The sequence below is a fragment of the Pseudomonas sp. IT-P258 genome, from assembly GCF_949767825.1.
Taxonomy (GTDB): domain Bacteria; phylum Pseudomonadota; class Gammaproteobacteria; order Pseudomonadales; family Pseudomonadaceae; genus Aquipseudomonas; species Aquipseudomonas monachiensis.
In genome coordinates this window covers 1-26,070 of sequence record NZ_CATKPU010000017.1, presented here as the reverse complement: position 1 = coordinate 26,070, position 26,070 = coordinate 1, and the positions used below count along the sequence as shown (strand labels likewise).

At 62.2% G+C, this 26,070-nt stretch carries 21 protein-coding genes; 9 read left to right on the top strand and 12 right to left on the bottom strand.

All coding sequences use genetic code 11. The annotated features are described in order from the left end of the window. Positions 1–72: 72 nt before the first annotated feature. The 7 genes from ACM6G4_RS05895 to ACM6G4_RS05865 all read right to left on the bottom strand — a co-directional run bounded on the left by ACM6G4_RS05895 (position 73) and on the right by ACM6G4_RS05865 (position 7,416). Entirely contained in the window at positions 73–1,446 is a 1,374-nt protein-coding gene (locus ACM6G4_RS05895; RefSeq protein WP_056722857.1) for an LLM class flavin-dependent oxidoreductase, read from the bottom strand. 34 nt (positions 1,447–1,480) lie between these two features. Beyond that, positions 1,481–2,326, bottom strand: a complete 846-nt coding sequence (locus ACM6G4_RS05890) for an amino acid ABC transporter permease (RefSeq protein WP_414913249.1) — start codon at positions 2,324–2,326, stop codon at positions 1,481–1,483. Continuing rightward, a complete protein-coding gene (locus ACM6G4_RS05885) occupies positions 2,323–3,144 on the bottom strand; it encodes an ABC transporter substrate-binding protein (protein ID WP_409079466.1) in 822 nt (273 codons plus the stop codon). The genes ACM6G4_RS05890 and ACM6G4_RS05885 overlap by 4 nt, the downstream gene beginning before the upstream one ends. Before the next feature lie 189 nt (positions 3,145–3,333). Beyond that, positions 3,334–4,302, bottom strand: coding sequence for a DHH family phosphoesterase (locus ACM6G4_RS05880; RefSeq protein WP_414913248.1), 969 nt, complete (start codon positions 4,300–4,302; stop codon positions 3,334–3,336). Positions 4,303–4,314: 12 nt separating this feature from the next. Then, complete coding sequence (locus ACM6G4_RS05875; protein ID WP_414913247.1) at positions 4,315–5,103, bottom strand: SDR family oxidoreductase; 789 nt, start codon at positions 5,101–5,103, stop codon at positions 4,315–4,317. 31 nt (positions 5,104–5,134) lie between these two features. After that, positions 5,135–6,304: a sulfotransferase family protein gene (locus ACM6G4_RS05870; protein ID WP_414913246.1), complete on the bottom strand. Its 1,170-nt coding sequence runs from the start codon at positions 6,302–6,304 to the stop codon at positions 5,135–5,137. Continuing rightward, complete coding sequence (locus tag ACM6G4_RS05865) at positions 6,301–7,416, bottom strand: DUF1214 domain-containing protein (RefSeq protein ID WP_223541642.1); 1,116 nt, start codon at positions 7,414–7,416, stop codon at positions 6,301–6,303. The genes ACM6G4_RS05870 and ACM6G4_RS05865 overlap by 4 nt, the downstream gene beginning before the upstream one ends. Before the next feature lie 209 nt (positions 7,417–7,625). Here ACM6G4_RS05865 and ACM6G4_RS05860 point away from each other — a divergent pair, with 209 nt between their 5' ends. From ACM6G4_RS05860 to ACM6G4_RS05830, 7 genes are all read left to right on the top strand, one after another. Then, positions 7,626–8,096, top strand: a complete 471-nt coding sequence (locus ACM6G4_RS05860; RefSeq protein ID WP_056722868.1) for an SRPBCC domain-containing protein — start codon at positions 7,626–7,628, stop codon at positions 8,094–8,096. After that, entirely contained in the window at positions 8,011–9,105 is a 1,095-nt protein-coding gene (cysD, locus tag ACM6G4_RS05855; protein ID WP_414913245.1) for a sulfate adenylyltransferase subunit CysD, read from the top strand. The genes ACM6G4_RS05860 and cysD overlap by 86 nt, the downstream gene beginning before the upstream one ends. Next, on the top strand, positions 9,105–10,997 hold the full coding sequence (gene cysN / locus ACM6G4_RS05850; RefSeq protein WP_414913244.1) for a sulfate adenylyltransferase subunit CysN: 1,893 nt from the start codon (positions 9,105–9,107) through the stop codon (positions 10,995–10,997). The genes cysD and cysN overlap by 1 nt, the downstream gene beginning before the upstream one ends. A gap of 121 nt (positions 10,998–11,118) precedes the next feature. Next, a complete protein-coding gene (locus ACM6G4_RS05845) occupies positions 11,119–12,291 on the top strand; it encodes a helix-turn-helix transcriptional regulator (protein WP_056722886.1) in 1,173 nt (390 codons plus the stop codon). 244 nt (positions 12,292–12,535) lie between these two features. Beyond that, positions 12,536–13,447, top strand: a complete 912-nt coding sequence (locus tag ACM6G4_RS05840; RefSeq protein ID WP_414913243.1) for a peptidyl-prolyl cis-trans isomerase — start codon at positions 12,536–12,538, stop codon at positions 13,445–13,447. After that, the gene (locus ACM6G4_RS05835; protein WP_056722890.1) at positions 13,444–14,442 is read left to right on the top strand and encodes a HupE/UreJ family protein; all 999 of its coding nucleotides are present in this window, start codon (positions 13,444–13,446) and stop codon (positions 14,440–14,442) included. Before ACM6G4_RS05840 ends, ACM6G4_RS05835 begins: the two co-directional genes overlap by 4 nt. Positions 14,443–14,481: 39 nt before the next feature. Further along, on the top strand, positions 14,482–16,698 hold the full coding sequence (locus ACM6G4_RS05830) for a DUF3604 domain-containing protein (protein ID WP_056722892.1): 2,217 nt from the start codon (positions 14,482–14,484) through the stop codon (positions 16,696–16,698). A 93-nt stretch (positions 16,699–16,791) separates the two neighbouring features. Here the strand turns inward: ACM6G4_RS05830 and ACM6G4_RS05825 are convergent, their stop codons facing one another. From ACM6G4_RS05825 to ACM6G4_RS05810, 4 genes are all read right to left on the bottom strand, one after another. Continuing rightward, positions 16,792–18,033 carry a thiolase family protein gene (locus ACM6G4_RS05825; RefSeq protein WP_409079333.1) on the bottom strand — a complete coding sequence of 414 codons (1,242 nt, stop codon included), beginning with the start codon at positions 18,031–18,033 and terminating at the stop codon, positions 16,792–16,794. Between the two features lie 8 nt (positions 18,034–18,041). After that, positions 18,042–19,925 (bottom strand): feruloyl-CoA synthase, encoded by a 1,884-nt coding sequence (locus tag ACM6G4_RS05820; RefSeq protein WP_223542104.1) that lies wholly within the window; start codon positions 19,923–19,925, stop codon positions 18,042–18,044. 90 nt (positions 19,926–20,015) lie between these two features. Next, a complete protein-coding gene (locus tag ACM6G4_RS05815) occupies positions 20,016–21,464 on the bottom strand; it encodes an aldehyde dehydrogenase (protein WP_056722897.1) in 1,449 nt (482 codons plus the stop codon). Positions 21,465–21,547: 83 nt separating this feature from the next. Then, positions 21,548–22,378 (bottom strand): p-hydroxycinnamoyl CoA hydratase/lyase, encoded by an 831-nt coding sequence (locus tag ACM6G4_RS05810; protein ID WP_056722899.1) that lies wholly within the window; start codon positions 22,376–22,378, stop codon positions 21,548–21,550. Between the two features lie 214 nt (positions 22,379–22,592). Here ACM6G4_RS05810 and ACM6G4_RS05805 point away from each other — a divergent pair, with 214 nt between their 5' ends. Continuing rightward, entirely contained in the window at positions 22,593–23,081 is a 489-nt protein-coding gene (locus tag ACM6G4_RS05805) for a MarR family winged helix-turn-helix transcriptional regulator (RefSeq protein ID WP_056722902.1), read from the top strand. 60 nt (positions 23,082–23,141) lie between these two features. Here ACM6G4_RS05805 and ACM6G4_RS05800 read toward each other — a convergent pair whose 3' ends face one another. Beyond that, positions 23,142–24,449: an OprD family porin gene (locus tag ACM6G4_RS05800; RefSeq protein ID WP_223542105.1), complete on the bottom strand. Its 1,308-nt coding sequence runs from the start codon at positions 24,447–24,449 to the stop codon at positions 23,142–23,144. A 345-nt stretch (positions 24,450–24,794) separates the two neighbouring features. On the opposite strand from ACM6G4_RS05800, the gene mhpT reads away from it, so the two are divergent. Further along, positions 24,795–26,012 carry a 3-(3-hydroxy-phenyl)propionate transporter MhpT gene (gene mhpT / locus ACM6G4_RS05795; protein WP_056722906.1) on the top strand — a complete coding sequence of 406 codons (1,218 nt, stop codon included), beginning with the start codon at positions 24,795–24,797 and terminating at the stop codon, positions 26,010–26,012. Positions 26,013–26,070: the final 58 nt, after the last annotated feature.

Genomic DNA, 26,070 nt, shown 5'->3' with positions numbered 1-26,070 from the left:
ACAGGATATTTGCTCAATGAAGGGCCCCCTGGAGAGCCCCTTTTTTAAGATGTTTGTCCCGTCCTGAAACCCTTAATCAAAGCGGAATGAGGCGCCGTAGGCCGAATCCGGTAAATGGCTAGCGCCATCTTCCCGTAACCGCGAACGGAAAGTACCGCTCTGTGGCCGGGTGCGATACAAACCACGCTTTTGCAGTTCAGGAATGATCAGCTCAACGAAGTCCTCAAGGCTGCCCGGGCTGATCAGCGGGTTGAGCATGTAGCCGCTGGTGCCGGAAATACGGGCGTGCTCTTCGATCCGGTCGGCCACTTGTTGCGGCGTTCCCACCAGAATCAGGTCACTGCCCCGGGTGACGTTGGCAAAGCGCTGTTTGACATCGCCGGCGGTCAAGGGCTTGCCACTGCCATCGGGACGCATCACATAAGAGGTCATGCCTTCGGTGTGAGTGGACAACGCATCGCTGTCCGCGTAGCGGCTGATGTCGATACCGGTATCCCCGGCATAACTCACCAGTTGCGCCTGCAAGTGATAGTTGCTTTGCAGCTCGTCATATTTGCGCTGGGCTTCGATCTCGGTCCTGGCGGTGACGATGCGCAGCACCGTCAGCGACTTCACATCCTCGGCGTGACGCCCCCGTGCCCTGGCCTGCGTCCATATATCTTCCAGTCCCTGGCGAATCTCCAGCGGGTTGGACTTGGCGATGAAAATCAGTTCGGCGTGCTTGGCCGCAAACTCGCGACCACGGCCTGACCAACCGGCCTGGATCAGCAAAGGTGTACGTTGCGGTGACGGGGACGTCAAATGCGGCCCGGCCACCCGGTAATGCTCGCCAACATGGTTGATCGGTCGCACGCGATCGCCCCTGGCATAGACCTGGCGAGACTTGTCGGCCACCACGGCATCGGTTGCCCAACTGCCCTCCCAGAGCTTGTAGACCACATCGAGAAATTCATCCGCGCGCTCATAGCGATCATCGTGCCTGATCATCTGCTCCAGGCCGAAGTTGCGAGCGGCGCTGGTCAGGTAGGAGGTGACGATGTTCCACCCGACCCGGCCATTGGTCAGGTGATCCAGTGTGCTGAAGCGCCGGGCATGGGTGAAAGGATGCTCGTAACTGGTAGTGACAGTGACGCCGAAGGCGAGGTTTTCCGTCACGGCGGCCAATGCCGGGATGATCATCAACGGATCGTTGGCCGGTGCTTCCACCGCCCACTTCATGGCCGCGTCGGCATTGCCGCCAAACACATCGTAGAAGCCCAGCACATCACCAAAGAACAGCATGTCGAGATGAGCCTGGTCGGCGATGCGTGCCAGATTCGACCAGTAGCCCAGGGAATTGATGGTCAGTCGTTCGTCAGCCGGGTGCGTCCAGAGGCTCGGCGCGCCGCCACAGCCAACACTGGCTTGCTCGTATAACGCAAACAACAGAGGTTTCGGATCGGACATCGTAGTACCTGTAAAAAATCATTAATCGGACGGGTCAGCGCTGATGCTTGAAACCCTTGCCGTAGTGGCGTTCAAGACGGTTCTGAATCAACTCCAGCCCAATGGACAGGAGCCAATAGATAACGGCTGCGGTGGTGAGCATTTCGATGTAGCGGTAGGACGAGCGACCGTACGACTGCGCCAGGAACATCACTTCCCAGACCCCCATCACCGATATCAACGAAGAGTCCTTGAGCATTGAAATGAACTGACTGGTTGTCGGGGGAATGATCGTGCGCATGGCTTGCGGCAGGACGACGTGCAGGAATGTTGCCGCCGGCTTCAGCCCCAGGGCCATCGCCGCTTCGCGCTGCCCGGGTGCGACAGCCATGATGCCGGCACGAAAAATCTCGCTGAGGTAGGCACCATAATTGAGCGACAGCGCAATGATCCCCGCGCTGATGGCGCCCGGAACCACACCCAACTGCGGCAGCCCCAGGTAGATCAGCAGGATCTGGATCAGCAGCGGAGTACCGCGAAAAAAGGACGCATAGAAACTGGCAATGCCGAAAGCCACTGCACTGCGAGACAGGCGTGCCAGTGCCGTCACGAAGCCAAGGAGCAATGAAAGCCAGATCGAGCAGAAGCACAGGAACAGTGTCAGTGCGGCGCCCTGCAAGAAACCGTCAGGCCCCAAATGCAGGCCGACCAGGTTGGGCAGCTTCTGCACAATGATCGAGAACTTCAGATCGAAGCTCATGAAAAACATGACGCACAGGGCAAACAGCACTGCCCAGGTCAAATACAGGCGAGTGCGAAAACCAGGTAGCGGGCTGAAACGACGCGTCTGGGTCTCGGGGGCGACAGTCGCCTTGGCCGGGTGTGGATTGAGGGCTGTCATTGGCTGATATCGGCACCGATCCACTTCTGTGAAATCTTGCTTAATGTGCCGTCGGCCTTGAGCTGGGTGACGACCTCAGTGACTTTGGCATTCCATTGCGGATCGCCCTTTTCGATCGCTACCACGTTGGGTTCCGCATACAGCGTGTCGCCGGCAATTTTGAAGCGAGGATCCTGGGCGATGCGTTCGCGAGCGGTGATGAGGTTGGTGACCATGGCATCCAGGCGCACGCCCGTACCCAGGGCCAGATCCTGGAAGGCTACCGTTTCGTTGTCGTACGGCGCGACCTGGACGCTTTCGAATGGATAGCTCAACGGCTTGTCCTCGGCGCCCTCGATCACCAGGTCCTTGTTCAGATAGGCTTCATAGGTCGACGCACTGATCACACCGACTTTTTTACCTGACAGATCCTTGCCCGTGGCAATGTTCTTGTCTTTGGCATTCACCACGATCACGGCCGGGGACTGGTAATACTCGACCGGGAAGTCGAACACTTCGGCCCGTGCCTTGCTCGGGGTCATCGAGCAGACGCAGATGTCATAGCGTCCGTTCCAGTGTCCGGCAGCGATGACATCCCAGGACGGTGTCTGCAGCTTCAGCTTCACCCCTAACCGTTGCGCAACGGCCTTGGCGACATCCACGTCAAACCCGTCCAGTTGGTTCTGTTCATTGAGAAAGGAAAATGGCGGATAGCTTTCCATCAGAACGCCGGTCAGCTCCCCGCTGCCGGTTACGCGATCCAGGGTGGCGCCCGCGAACGCCGTCGAGCAGGTAGCCAGTAATGCCAAGCCAAAAGGTAAAAGCGCCTTAGTGTTCACAGACAAGTGCTCCAATCGATTCAAAATACTGAATAGATTAAAACGCACTATAAAAATACTTTGTACTTCATTTATGGAATATAAGACTGCGTTCAAGCTATATTGGATCGAGCGGTTCAGGCGCTTGTATCGCTGACCCTTGGTGGCAAGCAACACCCCGACCGATCCGCTCGGGGCGTTGCTCTTTCTTCAGCGATAGCAATCGAGCAGGCGTGCGGCGACTTCCTTCAATTGCGCGTCGGCCAGACGGTTGATCCCGGCAGCACGCTTGCGCCCTCCCCCCGTTGGAAACTGCCGGCAGAAGGCATCCGCCGCCAGCCCGGCCTCTTCCGGTACCCGCAGGCTGAACGCCCAGTCACCGTCCGCCCTGGCGCTGAGCAAGCCGATCGCCTTGCGCGGTGCACCGGCCGCCAGCTGGTTGGCCAACACGCCACTGACCCTTCGCGCCCAGGGTTGCTCGGGCAGGCGGTACAGCCGCGCGCCCCGGCCCTCGTGCCAGGGTTCAAGGCCTGCGGCAGCAGCCATGTCGGCGGCGTGGCCGATGCGCAGGGTGGTGAAGCTTGTGCTGTGGCGGATGAAATCCAGCGGGTCGTGGTAAGGCAGCAGCTCGGCGGCCAGCGCCAGCGGCTCGAAGTGCAGGTCCGACAGGCTGTCGCCATAGGCGTTGTAGTTGAGCAGCAGGCCTAGCTCCTCCAGGGCCTGCACCTCATCGTTGGCCAGGCCATGCTGCTTCGCCAGCGCCCGCGCCGGCCCGGCCAGGCCGTCACCAAAGGCGGCGGCCACCGCCCAACGGTAATGACGCCCGCCCAGGTAGGTGTTGACCAGTAGGCTGGTGCACACCTGGGCAACCGTGTCGATGAAGGACTCAAATGCCGGGTGCCGAGGCAGTTCGCCGGCAAAGTGGTGGTCGAAGTAGCGTACCCGGACGCCGGCGTCGAGCAGGCGCCGGGTGGCCTCGCGGTTCTGCTCGTGGGCCACGTCCAGCACCGTGACCCGCTCGCCGGGTCCGGCCTGGACCCGGCGCAACAGTTCGATGTCGCGCTTGACCCCGCTGACCAGGTGCACCTGCGGACCCAGTTCTCCCGCCAGGCGCAACTGCTGCAGGGCGCACAGACCGTCGGCATCGCCGTTGAAGGCGCAGTGATCGATTGTGTTCATCTGCCATCCTCCTCAGTGCATGACTTCGCCGCCGTTGGCATCGAGCTGCGCGCCATTGATCGCACTGGCGTAGTCCGATGCCAGAAACAACGCAGCGCGGGCGCACTCCTCGTCGCTGCGCATGCGACCGCCAGGGATGCCGGCACTGAACTCGGCGCGCACCTGTTCTTCGCTGACACCCCGGGCGGCAGCCGTCTGTCGTACCAGGGCCTGCACCGGCTCGCCCCACATCCAGCCACAGGCCAGGGCGTTGACCCGCAGACCATGGGCCGCCTGCTCACTGGCCAGGTAGCGCACGCTGGCCGCCAGGGCGCTTTTCGACGCGGCATAGGCCGCCCCACCCTGATACGGCTTGCGCACCCCCAGGGTGTTGATCATCACAATCGCCCCCGCACCCTGCGCGCGCATGGGCGCCAGCACCGCGCGGCTCATGTTCAGCGAGCCCAGCAGGTTGACCTCCAGCGCCTCGCGCAGCGGGTCGTTGTCCGCCTCGTCCACCGCCTGGAAACCGCCATGGGAAAAGGCGCTGTTGATCAGCGCATCGATACGGCCGAATTGCTCGAGGGTGGCTTCGGCGAAACGCTTGCAGGCCTGCACATCGGTGATGTCGGTGGCCACGCACAGCACTTGGCAATGCCCGGCGACCGCCTTGATGCGCTGTTGCGCCTCAAGCAGGCGGCCCATGTCGCGGGCGCCGATAGCCACGGCCCGCGCCCCTTCGCGCGCGGCCTCCAGGGCCAGTTTGATACCCAGCCCGGGGCCAACGCCCGAGACCATCACGACTTTGTCTTTAAGCAGCATGGGATGAATCCTCTTATTGTTTTGGACAGGCTCAGGCACCCAGATGCCGGGCGCGGTACTCGGCGTAGTCACGTTGCAGCAGCGCGTCGCTGAGGCCGAACGGGTCAGGGCTGTAGTGATGGGCAGCGCGTTTTTCCCGGCCGTTGGCGGACAACCATTGGTCCATGGCCGCCTGGACCTTTGGCGTGCATTCAAGGCCGGCGAAGCGATAGATGCGTTCAACCACTGCCTGGGGCGCGGCCAGGGTGTCTTCGAACTGCACATCGAGAAAGCGCTCGGCCGGCATGCGTTCGCGCACCGCCATGGCATGGCGCAAGGCCCGCGCCATGCGCCGGTTCCACTGCTCGCCGACGGCGAGGGCATCGGCCTGGTCGCTGTACAGCTGCCACAGGGTATGGATGAAGCTGGCCAGCGAGGGAATGGTCCTGGCCGGTTCGCGATGAGTGAGCACCACCTGCGCCCCGGGGAACACGTCGAACAACAACTCCAGGGTATGCAGGTGCTGCGGGCTCTTGAGCAACCAGCGCCGGCCGGGGGCGATGCCACGGCGTGCCTGCTGCCATTGCAGGAACTGCAAGGTGCGCTTGAGGTAACGGTAGACTTGGGTCTGGTCCTGACGGTCGAGCCAGGCGGTGTAGCTGGGGACGTTGACGTAGGAGTCCATGGCGCAGAGGAACGAGTGCTCCATCAACATGAACTCTTCGTCGGGCTGCTCGGCGTCCAGTGGGTGGATGGCCAGCAACTGCGGAAGGAACTCGATCATCGCCGCCACTTCAGCGCGCGCCAGGCCCAGGCGCTGCAACGGTTGCTCCAGGGTCTCCCCGCTCAGTGGTGCCGGGTAGCGGGTTTCCCACCACTGTGCCTTGCTGAACTGCGGGTCCACCGCCAGGGTGCGTTGCAGCAATGTGGTGCCGGTGCGTGGCAGGCCGACGATCACCAACGGATCGTTGATTTGCAGTTCGAGGATTTCCGGGAAGCGTCGACAATGGTCTTCGATCACCAGACGGTTCACCAGTTGCGCCAGCAGTTTCTCGCGCAACAGTGCACGCCCCCGGGACGACAACCGTGCTTCTTTTTCCAGAGCGTCAGCCAGCACCACCAGGCCCTGGCGAAAATCACCCGGGCCGAAATCCTCAAGGCCACCTGCGCGAGCGCTGGCTTCGGCCAGCAGCAGCTCCGGAGAAAAATCGTTGCCGCTCATAGTGCCAGCTCCTTGAGGTCATTGAGTTTGACCACGCGGGTGGTCGGGTGAACCGGTTGCGTGGCGCCGACCCAGCGCAGGCACAGGGTGCCGTGGGGATGGCCGGCGGTTTCCAGCCAGTTGGCCAGGCCCGGGTCACGGTGGCTGAGGACCATGCGCAGGCTGCCGTCCGCCGCAAGCTGTGCCGAGTGCTTGTTCAGGCAGATGCGGTGGTAGCGGTAGTCGAGCGACTCCATCCAGTAGTTGTTGATCTGCAGGTTCCAGAAGTCGCAGGCCGGCACCTGATCGACTTCGATCAACAGCGCTTCGTCGTCGGCCAGCGCCCAGCAGGAGTGGTAATAGAAGATGTTGGGGTCGCCGCCCACGGACTGGCACAGCGCCTGGTCGGCAGGCGGCAGTTGGTTGCTGTGCTGCTGGTAACCCTGGGCCCAGTCGGCGAACAAGCGCGCAGTGTTCTCGACGAAACTGCCGACCCGCTGCAGGCTTTGTTGCAGGCCCGCGGCATCCAGCGGCACGGGTGCCTGGCTGGCCTGCAGGCGCTCGATGCGCAGTTGCGCCGGTTGCTCGCTGCTGCGATCGAGAAAGGTCTGGCGCACGATCAGCGCATTGCTCTGCGGCTCAAGGGGCAGCCAGTTGCCGCTGGCCGGCGGGCGCTGGCTGAGGATGATTTCGAAATTGCCCTCGGCATCCAGTTGCAGTTGCCCGGCGTCGATAAAGCCGGTCTGGATCATCTTGCCGTCCGTCTCGTAACCGCCCTTCTGCGAACCGAAGCTCAGGTAGGCGACACTGCCGCGCTGGCCGCTGACCCGGTATTCGTGCTCGCCGTTCAGGCGCGCATAGCGGTACAGGTTGTCGGGGTTGTCGGCGCCGATCTTGGCGGTTTCATGGGAAGGGGTGATGAACCCGGGGAAGTCGGGGTCGGCGAATTCCAGGTGCATCTCCAGGGCGATGCGCAGCAAGCGGGTGAGGTAGCGAAAGCCTTCGGCGCGGGTCTGCTCGTCGGCCGGGGCTTCGGCACGCAGTATCTGTTCGCCGCTGCGGCGCAACTGCTCGCAAAACCGGGTCCAGGTCTCACCGCTGATGACCTCCTGTTGGGGGGTGTCTGTAGCCATGTCAGTCTCCTCTGCCGGCGGAGGGCCCGCCGCTGTAGACGACCTTAGGGAGAAGCGCGGCAACGGTTCTTCGTCCATGCGGACTAAACGCCCGATCTAGTCCGGGCGGACGAGGAGCCGACGGGTACAAGCGGTGAGGATCGCGCCTGAGCCCAGGGCTCACTGGCGCCACCGTCCGTGGCGCGCAGTCATCCTCACAGGAGCCACCCATGAGCGCAGAAAAAAACCTGGTCCGTTCGCTGACCGTGGACATCGCCGCCCCGGCCGAACTGGTCTGGGCAATCCTCATCGACCTGCCCGCCTACCCGCAGTGGAACCCCTACACGGTCAAGGTCGAGTCGAGCCTGGTGCTCGGCGATCCGGTCAACCTGTTCCTGCCCAATCCGGGGCGCCCGGGTGAACTGCTGCACGTGATCGAGTACCTGGCGGACTTCGAGCCCCACCGGCTGCTCGCCTGGGAGATGTATGCCAACGCCGGCAATCCCGACGCGGCCCGTCGCGAGCAACACATCGAGCACACCGGAGCGGCCAGTTGCCGCTACCACACCACCGACCAGTTCCTCGGCGCCACCGCCGACCAGGTCATGACCGACCATGGCGCTTGGGTCAAGCAAGGGTTCGATGCCGTTGCCCATGCCCTCAAGGTCCGTGCCGAGACGCTGTACGCGTCCGTCGCGTGATCTTCAACCGCCGGCGCTTCTTCGTCCGAGCAGACGAAGAGGCACCGGCGGTGCTTTACCTACCGTGGTGTTCAGCCGGCACCCATCCCGGCAGAACACGAGGAGGTATCCGATGTTGACTCATCTGCAATGGCTGGAAGCGGAAAGCATCCAGATCATCCGCGAAGTGGTGGCCGAGTGTGAGAACCCGGTGATGCTCTACTCCATCGGCAAGGACAGCGCGGTCATGCTGCACCTGGCGATGAAAGCCTTCGCCCCGGGCAAGCCGCCCTTCCCCCTGCTGCACGTGGACACCACCTGGAAGTTTCGCGAAATGATCGCCTTTCGCGACCAGACCGCCGAACGCCTGGGCCTGGAACTGCTGGTGCACATCAACCCCGAAGGCGTGGAAAAGGCCATCGATCCCTTCATCCACGGCTCGGCCGTGCACACCGATGTGTGGAAGACCCAGGGCCTGAAGCAGGCCCTGGACCACTACGGTTTCGATGCCGCGTTCGGCGGTGCCCGGCGCGACGAAGAAAAGTCGCGGGCCAAGGAGCGGGTGTTTTCCCTGCGCTCCGAGCAGCACCGCTGGGACCCCAAGCAGCAACGCCCGGAGCTCTGGCGCCTGTACAACACCCGCAAGCGCAAAGGTGAAAGCCTGCGGGTGTTCCCCCTGTCGAACTGGACCGAGCTGGATATCTGGCAATACATCTACCTGGAACAGATCCCCATCGTGCCTTTGTACTTCGCCAAGGAGCGCCCGGTGGTGCGCCGTGACGGCACGCTGATCATGGTCGACGACGAGCGCTTGCCGCTGCTGCCGGGAGAAACCCCGGAACTGCGCAAGGTGCGCTTCCGCACCCTGGGCTGCTACCCGTTGACCGGCGCCATCGACAGTGACGCCGACAACCTGCCGGCGATCATCAGCGAAATGCTGGTCAGCCGCACCTCGGAACGCCAGGGCCGCCTGATCGACAGCGATTCGGCGGGCTCCATGGAGAAGAAGAAACAAGAGGGGTATTTCTGATGAACGCGATCACCGATGCACGCAATGGCGACCTGACGCCCTACCTGCAACAACAGCAGAACAAGCAACTGCTGCGCTTCATCACCTGTGGCAGTGTCGACGACGGCAAGAGCACCCTGATCGGCCGCCTGCTGTATGAATCCAAGGTGCTGTTCGAGGACCAGTTGGGCCAGCTCGAAGCCGACTCGAAAAAGCTCGGTACCCAGGGTGACGAACTGGATTTCGCCCTGCTGGTGGACGGCCTGAGCGCCGAGCGCGAGCAAGGCATCACCATCGATGTGGCTTACCGTTTTTTTGCCACCGACAAGCGCAAGTTCATCGTCGCCGACACACCCGGCCACGAACAGTACACCCGCAACATGGTCACCGGCGCGTCCACCGCCGACCTGGCGGTGATCCTCATCGACGCCCGCCAGGGCTTGCTGACCCAGACCCGCCGACACAGTTACCTGGTGTCGCTGCTGGGTATTCGCAAGGTGGTGGTGGCGATCAACAAGCTCGACCTGGTGGACTATTCCCAGGCATTGTTCGAGCGCATCGAAGCCGAGTATCGCGCCTTCGCCGCGCAGATCGGCCTGCTGGATATCCAGTGCATCCCGCTGTCGGCACTGCGCGGTGACAACATGCTCCAGGCCAGCCCCAACACGCCCTGGTACCAGGGCCCGAGTCTGCTCGCCTACCTTGAAGACGTACCGCTGGAGCAGGACCGGCAGAGCAATGCGGCGTTCCGTTTGCCGGTGCAGTGGGTGAACCGGCCGAACCTGGATTTTCGTGGCTATTGCGGCAACGTCGTGGCCGGCAGCGTGAGCGTCGGCGAGCGTATCCGCGTGCTGCCCTCGGGCCAGCAGAGCGAGATCACCGGTATCCTGGGCAGCGCCGGGGAGCAGCAGCAAGCCCTGTGCGGCCAGGCCGTGACCCTGACCCTCAAGGACGAGATCGACATCAGCCGCGGCGATGTGATCGCCCTGGCCGACGCCCCGCCGGCGGTGGCCGACCAGTTCGAAGCGACCCTGGTCTGGATGGACGAACAGCCCCTGTTGCCGGGCCGCCCGTACCTGATGAAAATCGGTTACCGCACCGTTGGCATGAGCTGCGCCAACCTCAAGCACCGGGTCGATGTGAACAGCCTCGAGCATCTGGCGGCCAAGACCCTGGAACTGAATGGCATTGGCGTGTGCAACCTGCACCTGGACCGGCCGATCGCCTTCGATGCCTATGCCGACAACCGCGACACCGGAGGCTTTATCGTCATCGACCGCCTGAGTAATCGCACGGTCGGCGCCGGCATGCTGCACTTCGCCTTGCGCCGTGCGCAGAACGTGCACTGGCAGGCCATCGACGTCAACCGCGAGGCCCACGCCGCGCTCAAGGGCCAATCGCCGCGAGTGCTGTGGTTTACCGGTTTGTCCGGCGCGGGCAAGTCGACCATCGCCAACCTGGTCGAACGCAAGCTGCATGCCCTGGGCCGGCACACCTACCTGCTCGACGGTGATAACGTGCGCCACGGTCTGAACCGCGACCTGGGTTTTACCGAAGCCGACCGGGTGGAAAACATCCGACGGGTTTCGGAGGTGGCCAGGCTGATGCTCGATGCCGGGCTGATCACCCTGGTCTCGTTCATCTCGCCGTTCCGTGCCGAGCGTGACATGGCCCGCAGTCTGACAGGCGACGGCAACTTCCTCGAGATCTTCATCGATGCGCCGCTGGCCCTGGCCGAGCAGCGCGACCCCAAGGGCCTGTACCTCAAGGCCCGGCGCGGTGAGCTGAAAAACTTCACTGGCATCGACTCACCCTACGAGCCGCCGGTGGCGCCGGACATCCACATCGACACCCAGTTCGAGTCCGCCGAGGCCGCCGCCGAACGCATCGTCGAAGCCCTGCTGGCGCTGTAACGGCTGCCGGGCGCAGCCTGCCCCTTGGGCATGCGCTGCGCCCCTAGGCCAAACGGACGATTTTGCTGTCGTAACCCCGGTCGATACTCGCCCATGACAACACGCAGCCAAAGAGGCGCGCATGACCCTGCCCTTTTCCACCTGCCCGGACCTGCACGCCAGCATCGACATCCCCTCTGCCGAGCTCAGCAGCCTGCTCGGGCTGGTCTACCACGGCACGCTGGAGCCAACGCCCTGGGCCAGTTTGCTCGAAGCCCTGCGCCAGCGCTTCGCCGTCAGCTTCTTCACCCTGGTGCTGCGCAACCCCGACCATGAACGCCCCGGGCTGATCGTCAATGCCTCGGTGCATGGCGCGCTGTTGCCCGGCGAGCCCTCCTACAGCGAGCACTTCTATTCGATCTGCCCGTTCCTCGACTGGCCCGCGGACCAGGTGGCCAGTGCCGACCAGGTGCTGGGCACAGAGGCCTGGCTGGCCCATGATTTCTACCGCAACTACCTGCAGCCCCTGGACCTGCGCGATGTGCTGGTGGCCAACATGCGCACCGCCGCCGGCATGCACTGCGCGCTGTTCGCCTGCCGCGACCACGCCAGCGAAGCCTTCACCCCGGCGCAGCTCAACCTGATCCGCCTGTTGTTGCCGCACCTGCAACAGGCGGTGGACCTGCACTCGGCGGTGGATCAACTGGATGCCGAACGCCAGCTCTACGCGGCCACCATCGACCGCCTGATGGTGGGCACGGCCATCCTCGACGAGAACGGCCGGATGATGCGCTGCAACCGTGCCGCCCAGCGCCTGTTCGACAGCCATGACGGCCTGGAGTGCAAGCACGACAAGCTCTGTGCCTTCGCCAACCATGAGAACCGCACACTGCAGCAGGCCATCCAGGCGGTGCTGAAACAGCGCCCGCGGGGCCTCGACGACCTGCAAGTCCTGACCCTGTCGCGGCCCAGCGGCGAGATGCCGCTGAACTTGCTGCTGCGCCCGATTGCCATGAACTACCAGACCCACAACAGCGCCCGACGCCCCGCAGTGGTGGTATTCATCCGCGATCCCGCCGACTCGCCCCAAGCCTCCCGAGACCTGCTGCGCAGCCTGTTCCAGCTGACCCGCACGGAAACCGAAGTGGCCATGCTGGTCATGGACGGCCAGACCCTCGACGAGACGGCCGAGGCACTCGGGGTTTCGCGCAACACCGTGCGCGCCCACCTGCGCGGAGTGTTCGCCAAGACCGGCGCCACGCGCCAGGCGCAACTGGTCAAGACCTTGCTCAATAGCGTGGCGTCGTTGGGATAGCGGTCATATCGCAGCCGTATCAACCCGTTGCACCGAAAGCCGCGCTGACGGGTGAAAATGGCGACATGCGCTCCGTCCCGGACTGTATAGACAGAAGACTGGACGGCCTAGGGGAATTGGTTAATCCGATTGCGACTAAGCCATAGTGCTTATGGTGATTAGCCTTGGTGGAAAGTTGCGTCACAGCAGCAATACTCCGTTCTGCTGCGAAAACCATTCGCAGAATGGCGTGGGGCAATAAGTCATGAACTCTAGCGTCTGCGAAGCGAAAGAATCTCGATTTTCGTTAATCAAGCGATGTCTCCACCAGCCGCTATTGCACTTTCTGATCGCAGGCTTTGCACTCTTTGTGTTGTACGGAGGTTTACACCGTTCAACCCTTGATCAAGATCCGCAACGCATCGAAATCACCCCCGAAGTTGTTCAGCGGATCGCGATTTCCTGGCTGGCACGATGGCAACGACCCGCATCGGAGCAACAGTTGCAGGGTCTGATTGAGGAATATGTGAAAGAGGAAATCCTCTATCGCGAAGCACTGAAACTTGGCCTGGATAAAGACGACACTATTATTCGCCGCCGACTGGCGCAAAAAATGGACTTCCTCGCCGAGGATATAGCGTCACTTCGCGAACCGGCACCCGGTGTACTTGAGACTTGGTACAACCAGCATCAGGACCAATATGCCCCGCCGCCACTTTTGACCTTCCATCATTTGTTTTTCGCCTTCGACAAACGTGGCGCGGATGCGCAAGCGCAGGCTCAGTCCGCACTCAGTGGGCTGCCTGACAAGAACAGCGGTGAAGGCGATGCCTTCATGTTCAAAAACGCCTATACAGAACAATCCCGGGATCAGGTGGCGCGGGTCTTTGGTTCAACGTTCGCCACTTCATTGTTCAAACAAACGCCGGGGGGGTGGGCGGGGCCTGTGGAGTCGGGTTTTGGCTGGCATCTGGTGTGGATTGATGCACTGACCAAATCACCTCCTCCGCCCTTCGAAACCGTGGCCCGGCAGGTCAAGTCCGATTGGTTGTCCGAACAGCGCAGTGCATCGAAACGCGCGAGTTTCGATGCACTGAAAGCACGCTATGAGGTCGTAGTGATGATGCCTGCTTCTTCCGGTGCGATTGCCGCCACACAGACGCAGCAGTCGCGATGAGGCGCGCAGTCTGGCTGATGTTGGTGCTCTGGCTCATGGGGCTGCCGGCCATGGCCCATGAGTCGCGCCCTGCTTACCTGGAACTCAACGAAACGGCCGTCGGGCGCTATGACGCATTGTGGCGCACGCCGCTGCTTTCAGGCATGCGATTGCCGATTGCGCTCCGGTTTGCCGAAGGTATTCGTACTGTCGTTGAGCCCGTGGAAAGCGAACTGAACGATTCACTGATCGAGCGTCGCGTCATTGATGCCGGTCCCGCAGGGCTGGTCGGGCAACGTATTGAATTCATCGGTCTGCAAGCGAGCATCACCGATGTGCTGGTGCGTGTCTCGCGCCTGGATGGCAGCCTGACGACCACCCTCGTCCACCCTGCGCAACCCTGGATAGAGATCGCTGCCACGCCGGGAGCGTTTTCGGTGGCCGGTGCATTTCTGGTCCATGGCATCCAGCACATCCTGGGAGGCTTCGATCACCTGCTGTTCGTCTTCGGTCTCCTGTTGCTGGTGAGTAATGGCTGGATGCTGGTGAAGACCATCACCGCATTCACCCTCGCCCATTCCGTCACTCTGGCACTCGCTACACTGGGTGCGGTGCGGCTGCCCGGCCCTCCTGTGGAAGCGACGATCGCGCTGAGCATTCTGTTGCTGGCAGTGGAAATCGCCCGCAAGAACCGTGACGAAACCAGTTTCACACTCCAGTGGCCATGGGTGGTGGCGTTCTGTTTTGGCTTGTTGCATGGCTTCGGTTTTGCCGGTGCGCTGGCGCAAATCGGATTGCCGCAGCGCGACCTGCCGCTGGCGCTGTTCACCTTCAATGTCGGCGTCGAGATCGGCCAGTTGATGTTCGTCGCCGTCGTGTTGAGCCTGCGCGAACTGCTGCTGCGTTGTCGATTGCCACAGCCTGCAGTCCTGTATGCCCGACCAATTGCTTCTTACGGGTTGGGCACGCTGGCTGCCTTCTGGTTTTTCGAAAGAGTCTCGAGTTTCCTGTCCTGAGTTGCACCCTGTCATTGCCGTATTCCGGAGACGTGGAATATGAAAAACCCTACACACTTCACCGCACCAACACTGCTCGGTTGCGCCGTGTTTACTGTCAGCACGCTGGCATTGGCAGAGGGCAACCCGGATCGCGAGGTTTACTTTGGCCAGACGCACTCGCACAGCTCCTGGTCAATTGATGCCTACCTGATCGGCAACCACCAGGTCGATCCCGAGCAGACGTACCAATTCTCACTGGGGATGCCGATCAAGCATCCAATGGGGTTTGAAGTACAACTCAAGGGTCGCCCGCTGGATTTCCATGGCGTGACCGACCACTCGGAATACGTGGGCGTAATCGCCCTGGCCAACGATCCGAAGTCAGACTTCAGCAAGCAGCCCATCGCGCAAAAGCTGATTGTCAAAACCCCGGAAGATTTCAACCGGGTGTTCAAATGGATCGCCGGCAGCTTGAGCCACCCGATCAAGGAGCTGATCGATCCGAAGGTCGCCGGCAATATCTGGCAGCAGAGCATCGCCATCGCCGACAAGTACTACAAGCCCGGCAAGTTCACCACGTTTGTCGCCTATGAATGGACCTCGGCCCCCAACAATCAAAACATGCACCGCAATGTGTTTTTTCGCGACTCGAAGAAGGTGCCGGACCTGCCCTTCACAGCCCTCGATTCGGACAAACCGGAGGATTTGTGGGGCTGGATGGACGATCAACGCAAAAAAGGCAACGAGGTGCTGGCGATCTCCCACAACGCCAATCTCAGCAACGGCCTGATGTTCCCAGTGGACGTAGATGACCGTGGCCGCCCCATCGATGCCGCCTGGGCCGAGACGCGGATGCGCAATGAATCCCTCACCGAAATTCACCAGGTAAAGGGCACCTCGGAAACCCACCCCGAACTGTCGCCGACAGACGAATTTGCCAATTATGAAATCATGAATTTCCTGCTCGGCATCGACAACAGCACGTCGAAAATCAATGGCAGTTACGTAAGGCAAGCCTGGCAAAACGGCATGGCTTTGCAGCAAGCCCGTGGATACAACCCCTACAAAATGGGCGTGGTCGGCGCCAGCGACTCGCACAATGGGGTGATTCCTTATTCCCAAAGCTACAACTTCGGCTCCCACGGCTTTACCGACAGCACCCCGGCGGCGCGTCTTTCCGGCAAACAGAACTCGGGGTTGATTGCCTTGCAAACCAGCACTTCCGGTCTGGCCGGTGTCTGGGCCGAAGAAAACACCCGCGAAGCGATCTTCGATGCCATGAAGCGCAAAGAAGTCTATGGCACCAGCGGCGTGCGCATCCCCGTGCGCATGTTTGGTGGCTGGGGCTTCGACAGCGGTTTGTGGAATGAAAAAGACTGGGTGCATGCGGCCTACGCCAAGGGCGTTCCCATGGGCGGCGACTTGCCGGCAAAACAGGGCAAACAGGCGCCGTCCTTCGTGGTGTGGGCGGTCAAGGATGTCGACGATGGCAACCTCGACCGAATCCAGATCATCAAGGGCTGGACCAAAAACGGCCAGACCTTCGAGAAGATCTACGACGTCGCCTGGTCCGGTGATCGCCAACCGGACCAGGCCACCGGCAAAATCCCACCGGTGGGTTCCACGGTCGATGTTTCCAAGGCGACTTACACCAATACCATTGGTGCCACCGAGCTGAAAAAAGTCTGGGTCGATCCGGATTTCGATCCGGCCCAGCACGCGTTCTACTACGCCCGCGTGCTCCAGATTCCGACCCCGCGCTGGAGCACCTATGACGCGGCCAAGTTGCAAGTGCCGCCACCGGCCGATGTCTCGGCCACCGTCCAGGAGCGTGCGTGGACTTCGCCGATCTGGTACACGCCGACCGTTGAGGACAGCAAGCTTGTCGCTGCTGGCAAAACCATCGACCAGCTGAAAAGCGAAGGCGCCAAAGCGCTCACTAACGAGCAGTTGCAAGCCTACGTGGTGGGTAAGACCATCAAGGTGCGCAATACCGTCACGGGCCAGACGTTCGAGATCGTCTATGGAACAGGAGGCCAACGCCTGGTCACCAGCGTCGATGGCAAGCCGCCTACGCAAGGGGAATACCTGAACCTGCTGCATGACGGCCAGTTTGGCGTGCCGGCCAAATATGAAATCAAGGACGGGCATCTGGTGACAACACTCGGCGGTACGCCCTTCGAGGCCACAGTATTCGAGCAAAACGGCAAATACATGGCGGTTCGCAGCAATGAGTTTGGCTATGTGAATTATGAAGTTGAGGAGGTCAAGTAGCGTCGGGGCTGGACGCCCCGTTGCAGCAAGATCAATACCCTCACGAACCGTTCATTAGCGGACAACACAGGCTGTCCGCCAGCCGAGGAAATCTCAAGCACACCAGGCCGGGTTCTCTATCAATAGCGCCATGCCCTGCCCGCCGCCAACACAGGCCGCGGCGACGCCGTAACGCAGATTGTGCTCACGCAGTTGTCGGGCCAGGGTCAGCACCAGACGCAAGCCGCTGGCGGCCAAGGGGTGGCCAAGCGCCAACGAACCGCCCTGGACGTTCAGACGCGAAGGGTCCAGTTCCAGTTCCTGAGCCACCGCCAGGACCTGGGCGGCCTGGGCTTCGTTGATTTCAAAGCGACCGATCTGCTCCAGGTTCAGGCCGCTGCGTTGCAACAGCAGGCGAATCGCCGGTGCCGGACCGATGCCCATGAACTCCGGCGCCACCCCGACCACCGCGCTGGCCCGCAGCAAGGCCAAGTGTGTATCCCGACAGGCCGAAGCGCGCCCGACCAGGGCAGCCGCCGCGCCATCAACCACCGCACAACTGTTGCCGGCGGTTTGCACCCCGTCTTCGTGCACGCTGCGCAACCGGGCCAACGCCGCGATGTCACCGGGTCGTGGGTGGCTGTCCTGACTCACCGTGGCGACACCGCGTGACAGGCGGATGCCCCGTGGCTGATAGCCTTGCAGTTCGAACACCTGATGCCCCACGGCAACGATCTCGGGTGCCAGCCACCCCGCTTGTTGTGCCGCAAACGCCTGCTGATGACTGGCACAGGCGTAGGCGTCCACCGCTTCGCGACTCAGCCCATAACGCCGCGCCAGGTTGTCGGCGGTGGTGATCATGTCCACCCCGGGGGCCGGGTCGTACAAGGCTTCCCAGAGAAAATCCTTGAACTGCACTTGCGCGCCAAGGCGGAAGCCACCTCGATGGGTATAGGCCGCAATCGGATTGCGCGACATCGATTCGGTGGCCACGCACAGAGCCAATTGCACGCCGTCATCCAATTGCCTGGCGGCCTGGCGCAGCAGTTCGAAACCGGTGGCGCAGATGCGCTGCACCCCCAGTGCCGGTACCGACTGCGCCACGCCGCTGTAGAGGCCAATGTGCCGTGGCAGCAGGTAGGCATCGAAGCTGGCCTGGGCCATGGAGCCCGCCAGCACGCTGTCGACCGCCAGCGGATCGACTTGCGCGCGCGCCAGTACTTCGCGCCCGACCTTGATGCCCAGGTCGATCGGCGACACCTCGGCCAACGCCCCGCCGAGGTCCACCCACGGCGTGCGCACCGCATCGAAAATCGCCGCATCGGTAAAAGCCGAGTACTGCCCGCCGGTGTTCAGGACTTCGCTCACGACTTCGCCCCGGCACGCAGGATGGCCGGATCGAGCCCGCGATACAGCGCCTCGACCTGCTCCGCGCGCCACTGCAATACCGCACGCTGATTGATCGAGCCCTTGTCGGTGATTTCACCCCGGTCGATAGACGCCGGCTCGTCGAGCAAGGCGATCCATTCCAGGCGACTGGCATTGCCCGTGGCGTCGCGATTGAGTCGCTGCAACCAGCCGGCAAACCATTCGCGCACCGGCGCGCTGGCCAACACCTCGGTGTCACTGGCACTGGCCGCCAACCCTGATAGCCGTCGACATTCGAACATCCGCGCAAACACCAACGCGCCCAGGCATTCGCGATCCGGCGCGGTCACCACCAGGTCCTGGACATAGGGCGAACCTTCGAGCACCGCACGACTGCGCAAGGGCCCGACGCTGACAAACACGCCGGATGACAATTTGAAATCTTCGGCGATACGCCCGTCGAACATCAGCCCCAATTGCGGATCACGCGGGTCGGCGAGCTTGAGCGCATCGCCGGAACAGTAGAAGCCCTGCGGGTCGAACGCATCGAGCGTCTGCTGCGGTGACCGCCAGTAGCCGGGCATGATGTGCGGCCCACGAAAGCGCCCTTCCAGCTTGCCGTCCACCGGCACCAGGCGCACCTCGCAACCGGGCGCCGGCAAGCCGACATAACCGGCCATGGACAACGGCCCGGTGGTGAAGGTGCAGGACGGTGAAGCCTCGGTCATGCCGAGCCCGGCCATCATGCGGATACGCTCGCCGCAGTGCTGTTCGCTGATCCGGTCGAGGCGGTCCCAGACGCTTTGCGACAGACCGGCCGCAGCAAAGAAAAACAGGCTGATGCGCTTGAAAAAGATCTCCCGCAACTCCGCGTCCTGCTCCAGTGCCGAGGCCAGTTCCTCCCAGCCCTTGGGCACGGTCAGGTAGGCGGTGGGCGACACTTCCTTGAGGTTACGCAGGGTCTGCGCGAAACCCTGCGCCGTGGGCTTGCCGTCGTCCAGGTAAAAGCTGCCACCGTTGTAGAGCACGATGCCGACGTTATGGCTGCCGCCGAAGGTGTGGTTCCATGGCAGCCAGTCCACCAGCACCGGCGGTTCTTCGCCGAACACCGGAAACGTCTGCAACAGCATCTGTTGGTTAGAGCACAGCATGCGCTGGGTGGTGATCACCGCCTTGGGCAGTTTGGTCGAGCCAGAGGTGAACAGGAACTTGGCGATGCTGTCCGGCCCCGTGCCGGCAAACGCGGCTTCGGCCTCGGCCCCGCCCGGCTGCTCAAGCAGGCTGGCAAAGCTGACCTGGTTACGCCCGGCGATTTGGCCACGGACGGTGATCAATGGCGTTTGGGCCGGCAGCACCGCCTCGATGGCGCGTTGGTAGGCCGCGGCGTCACTGACAAACACCAGGCCGGGCTGCAGCAGCTCGCAGACGTGACGCAGCTTGGCGAAATCCTGGGACAACAGCGAATAGGCCGGCGATACCGGGCAGTAGGGAATGCCCGCGTACAGGGCACCGAACGCCAGTTGCAAATGTTCGATGTCGTTGCCCGAAAGCAGCACCAACGGTTTCTCTGCGCACAGCCCGTAACTCAATAAGCGCTGGGCAATGGCGCGAACGCTGTCGAGCATCTCGGCATAGCTGACCCGGCGCCACTCACCGTCGGCCTGGCGGGCGGCAATGAAAGTCTGCTCGGGACGCACCCGGGCCCAATGCACCAGACGGTCAAGCAGGCGCGGCGGATACTCGGCCAATGGCTCCAGGGAACGCATGTGCAATGCGCCCTGCCGCTCTGTCACCTCGACCGCGGCGCGACCGATGGACACGTGGCGGTAGCGCGGCGCGCCGGCCTCGGTGTGGGGTTGCGATCTGAATTCGGAACTCACGTGCTTGTTCTCCATCAAGGCACGCTACCACCAAGCCGCACGAATGGGCATGGTGGTAGCTGCAGCCTTTTTTATTGTTATTTCTGCGGTTCAGATCGGGTAATGCCGTGGTCCATGCTGCAAGGTGACCCAGCGCAACTGAGTGAAATGCTCGATGGATGCCTTGCCGCCAAAGCTGCCGTAGCCGCTGGACTTGACCCCGCCGAAGGGCATTTGCGCTTCGTCGTGCACGGTCGGGCCATTGATATGGCAGATGCCCGACTCGACCCGTTGGGCCAGCGCCAGGGCACGCCCGGTATCACGGCTGAAGATCGCCGCCGACAACCCGAACTCGGAATCGTTGGCCAGACGCAACAACGCTTCATCGCCATCACCACGCAACAACACCGCTACCGGGCCGAAGGACTCTTCGCGGTACAGGCGCATGCTCTCGTTGACACCATCGAGCAGGGTCGGCTGCAAAATGCTGCCTTCCAGTTGCCCGCCAATCACCAGCCGCGCGCCCTTGGCGACGGCATCATCGATCAGCGACTTGATGCGCGTGCCGGCACTGGCATCGACCAGCGAACCGAGCACTGAATCCGTCGCCGCAGGATCACCGGCGCGCAAGGTCTCGACCTTGGCCGCCAGTTTGGCGACGAAGGCATCGGCAACCTTGGCATCGACGATCAGCCGTTCAGTGGACATGCAGATCTGGCCCTGATTGAAATACGCGCCAAAGGCTGCCGCCGCCACCGCTGCATCCAGGTCGGCATCATCGAGCACCAGCAACGGCGCCTTGCCGCCCAGCTCCAGCAGCGCCGGTTTGAGGTGACGCGCCGAGAGCTCACCAACGATGCGCCCGACATGGGTCGAACCGGTGAAGTTGACCCGCCGCACCGCCGGGTTGGCGATCAGCCGCTCGACAATCGCCGGGGCATCGGCCGGGGCATTACTGATGACGTTGACCACGCCATCGCCCAATCCGGCATCCTGCAAGACCAGGCCGATCAGGCGGTGTGCCGCCGGGCTCAGCTCCGAAGCCTTGAGCACCACGGTATTGCCGCACGCCAGCGGCATGGCGATGGCGCGGGTGGCGAGAATCACCGGGGCGTTCCACGGGGCAATGCCCAACACCACACCGCAGGGTTGGCGCAGGGCCATGGCAAAACTGCCCGGCACATCCGAAGGGATGACTTCGCCATTGATCTGGGTGGTCATCGACGCCGCTTCACGCAGCATGTTGGCCGCCAGCCGCACGTTGAAACCGTACCAGTTGGCCATGGCCCCGGTTTCGCCAGCCGCAGCAATGAACTCGTCGCTGCGCGCCTGCAACTGCTCGGCGGCCTTGAGCAAACGGGTGCGACGTTCATTGGGCGCCAGGGCGGCCCAGGCGGGAAACGCTGCCTGGGCCGCAGCCACCGCGGCATCGGCATCTTCCAGGGTGGCGGCGGCTACCCGCGATACCACTTCACCGGTCACCGGGTTGCGGCGTTCGAAGGTCCGACCGTCGCGGGCAGGCAGCGACTGGCCGCCAATCAGCAGGGGCACGTCCAGCATGGTGATTCCTCTTTATTGTCTTTATCGGGAATACAGTCGAGCGATACAGAGCGCCGGGGCAGACATGCACCCGGCGATCAGTCTCAGCGCTTGTAGGCCTGCAGACCGGGCTTGATGCTCTTGTCGTCGAGGAACTGCTTCATGCCCTGTTCGCGACCACCTTCGGTGTCGAGCAGGCGCGACTGGTCGAGCTTGGCGTACAGGTAGTCCTCGTTCTGCTCCCAGGTCAGCTCGCGGCAGCGCTTGAAGCCATGCTTGGCCGCACGCAGCACCACCGGGTTTTTCTCCAGCAGGTTGCGCGCCAGATCCACGGTGACTTCACGCAGTTGCGCCAGGGGCACGCTTTCGTTGACCAGGCCCATCTCGGCGGCTTTCTGCCCACCGAAGGTCTTGCCGGTCATGATGTAGTACAGCGATTGACGGTGGCCCACGGTGTCGGCCATGGCCTTGCTCACCAGGTTGCCCGGCGGGATGCCCCAGTTGATTTCCGAGAGGCCGAAGGTTGCTTCATCGGCGCAGATCGCCAGGTCACAGGCCACCAGCGGACTGAAGCCGCCACCGAAGCACCAGCCGTTGACCATGGCGATGGTTGGCTTGGCGTACATGCGCAACAGTTTCCATTGCCATTGCGAGGCTTCGCGGCGGATTTTTTCCTGGAGGATCTCCGGGCCCGCGTCCACTTCGCGAAAGTACTCCTTGAGGTCCATGCCCGCGGTCCAGGCGTCACCGGCACCGGTCAGCACCAACACGCCGGCCGCCGGGTCCTGCTCCAGGGTTTCCAGCACATCGATCATTTCCCGGTTGAGCGTCGGGCTCATGGCGTTGCGTTTTTCCGGGCGATTGAGGATGACCCAGGCGATGCCTTCTTCGATCTCGACCTTGACGGTTGTCCAGCGACCTTCGTAATTGCTCATGGCGATGCTCTCTTGTTCTTGGCTTGAAGATGACTGGAAATTAAAGGAGCGATTTAGTTATGTCAATTAACTATTAATCTAATTAACCATTTTTTTATCTACCCGCAAATATCCTTCCACCCCATCGCGGTGAACGACGGGCATAGCTATCAGCGGCCAACCCCGGCAAACTAGATACACTTGTTAACCTCCACCTCTTCAGGATTCACCCGCAATGGCCAAGCCCTCTCCCCTCGCCGACCAGAGCGAGTCCCCGTCCGCCACCGCCGAGCTGCAGGCACCGCTGGATTCGGCACTGGATGACCTGATCGGCTACGCGATGCGGCGCGCCCAACTCAAGCTGTTCCAGAACCTGATCGGTCGCCTGTCAGCCCACGACCTGCGCCCCGCGCAGTTCTCGGCCCTGGCGATCATCGACCAGAATCCGGGGCTGATGCAGGCCGACCTGGCCCGGGCCCTGGCCATCGAGCCGCCGCAGGTGGTGCCGCTGCTCAATAAACTGGAAAGCCGCGCGCTGGCGGTGCGGGTGCGTTGCAAGCCGGACAAACGCTCCTACGGGATCTTCCTGAGCAAGACCGGCGAAACTTTGCTCAAGGAGCTCAAGCAAATCGCCGCGCAAAGCGATTTCGACTCCACGTCAGCGCTGACCGGCGGGGAACGCGAAGAACTGCTGCGCCTGCTCAAGAAGGTTTATCAGGACTGAACGCGTTATGCCGGCACACCCCCGAGGGGTGGCCGGCCAGGAACATCGAGCAACTTGGCGTTACCAGATAGGCAAGGTGTAGAGCACCTGGAACCGGGTCTGGTTTTCGTCACGAAAGGCCGTACCGCTCGGGAAGTCGTTGCGATAGATCGCCTTGCGCGCCAACAGCCCGACGTTTTTCAGCGGACCGCTCTGAATCACATAACCCAGTTCCATCTGGAATTCGCGCTCTTTGCGGTCCTCGGCGTTGAAGGCGGCCAGCTCAATGTTGTCGCCGCGCACGTAACGCAACCTTCCCTTCAAGCCGGGCACCCCGGACGCGACGAAGTCGTAGTCATAGATCGCTTGCCAGGTGCGCTCCTTGGCGTTGAGAAAATCCGAAGCCATGGTCTGTTCGCTCATGCCCATCAACTCCGTGCCGGAGATGTAGGGCGTCGCCGTGTCGCCGCTGGAATGCATGTAGCCGAGGCTCACACGGTGCCCGCCGAGGCGGTAGCCGAACAATGCCGAGAGGTTGCGGTTGTCCACCTCACCCGCTTTGGCGGCGCCATCCTCACGGCTGAAAAAACTGCGCAAGTCACTGGTGAACACACCGTCGCCGAGCGGCAGGTTGTGCAGCAGCGCCAGGGTGTCCTGTTGGTACAACTCGGCCACCTCCGCATGGTAGGCGCGCAGACTGAGTTCTTTGTTGACCTGATAATCGCCCCCCACGTACGCCAGATGCGAGGTCGTGGCGGCGCCGTTGAATCGCCGGTTTGGCGTGGCGATACTCATGGCCTGATAGTCCGTGGAATCGCGCTTGTTGATGCGGTCGATGTAGCCGGTGTTGAGGGTCAGGCCATCGAAATCTTTGGAACTGAGGGTCGTGCCGCGAAAGGTCTGTGGCAACAGTCGCGATGGGCTGGCGAAAGCGAACGGCAGGAAAATCGAGACATCGCCGCTCTTCACCGTGGATTGGGCAAATCTTAGTTTGGCTGTCGGGGCGAGCCGTGAATATTCATCCGCCGCGCGCTTGTCGCTGGCCGACACCGGCAACAACTCGGTGCCGCTGCGATGCGGCGCGGAGTCGAGCTTGACCCCCAGCAACCCGCGAACGTCCAGACCGAAACCCACAACCCCTTCGGTAAACCCCGACTCCATGCCAAGGATGAACCCCTGGGCCCACTCCCGCGCAGCAGACTTGGCCCCGCCATCCTTGTAGTCACGGTCCATGTAGTAATTGCGCAGGGTCAAGTTTGCGTGACTGTCCTCGATAAACCCCTCGGCCCGCAGCTCAGAGGGCAGAACGCTGACGCCTAGCAGTGCCACGACCCACCCTGGATGGACACTGCAGACGCAGGGAAGTGACGCTACGGAACCGCTGTTCATAGGGCGTTTTGGCATGTTCGATGTCCACTTTTTATTGTTGTTCGTGGGTGCCGGATCCGCACGGGACTGCCGGCTTCACGACCAGAGAATGGAAACAGCCAAGGGTCGCCGTCAATCGCAGATGACCGATAATCGAACATTAATATTATTATCTATTTTCACATAACCATCTGAATGCATTCTTAATAGACTGTTTTTAAACACTTTATTTGTGTTTTTTACAATTTTCAGGACGGTGTTCTTTTTTTAGTTATCTTTGTTATCTTAATCACCAGCGGTCAGCGACGGCACCCCAAACACATGGCGGGCTCGACTGCATAACAAAAACAACAATGAGGTTCACCCATGGACAGTCCATCGCGTCGCTCGACGCTGACAATCGCTTTGTGCTTTATCGTTGCGCTGATCGAGGGGTTCGATCTGCAGGCTGCCGGCACCGCTGCCGCGGGATTGCGCCAGAGCTTTGCCCTGGACCCGAAGATGATGGGCTGGGTGTTCAGCGCCGGGATCATCGGCCTGCTGCCGGGTGCGTTTTTTGGCGGCTGGGTGGCCGATCGTATCGGCCGCAAGAAAATCCTCGTCGGCGCCGTGCTGCTGTTTGGTGTCTTCTCGCTCTGCACCGCCTATGTCGAGAACTACTCCAGCCTGCTGCTGGTGCGCTTCATGACCGGCCTGGGCCTGGGTGCCGCCCTGCCCAACCTGATTGCCTTGTGTGCCGAGGCCGTGAGCGAGCGCCATCGCGGTACCGCCATCAGCGTCATGTACTGCGGCGTGCCCTTGGGCGGCGCGCTGGCGGCCGTGGTGGCGATGTTTTCCAGTGAGCACTGGCAAACCACCTTCATCATCGGCGGTCTGACGCCCTTGCTCGTAGTGCCGCTGATGGCCCTGCTGCTGCCCGAATCCACCGCGTTCCGCCAGCAACACATCACGACCAGCAGCTCACGCTCGTCTACCGCTCAGGCGCTGTTCGGCGAAGGACGCGCACGCTGCACGCTGGCCTTGTGGTTGAGCTACTTCTTCACCCTGACCGTGATGTACATGCTGCTCAACTGGCTGCCTTCACTGTTGCTGGAACAGGGCTTCACCAAGCCCCAGGCAGGCATGGTGCAGATGCTGTTCAACATCGGCGGCGCCATTGGTTCGCTGCTCGGCGGGGTGATGCTGGACCGCTGCAACGGCCTGAAAGTGGTCCTGTTCGTGTACGCCGGGGTGTTGGCGGCGCTGGCCGGGGTCGGCCTGTCGGTGGGTATCGTGCCAATGGCCATCGCCGGGTTTGCCGTCGGGTTGTTCGTCATGGCCGCACAGCTGGTGCTGTATGCATTGGCGCCCCCTTCCTACCCGACATCGGTGCGCGCCACCGGAGTCGGCGCGGCCGTGGCCATCGGCCGGCTCGGCTCGGTGGCAGGCCCCCTGGCCGCCGGCCAGATCCTCGCCGCCGGTGCCGGCACCACGGGCGTGCTGCTGGCAACGTCACCAGGGCTGGTGATCGCCGCGCTGTCGATCCTGACCGTGATCGCCCGCAACGGAGCGACCACCGAGTCTCAACCGCAAGCGGCAAACTGAGCTCCGTAACCCGGGTCGCAGAAATGAAAATGCCCGGCAATTGGCCGGGCATTTTTTT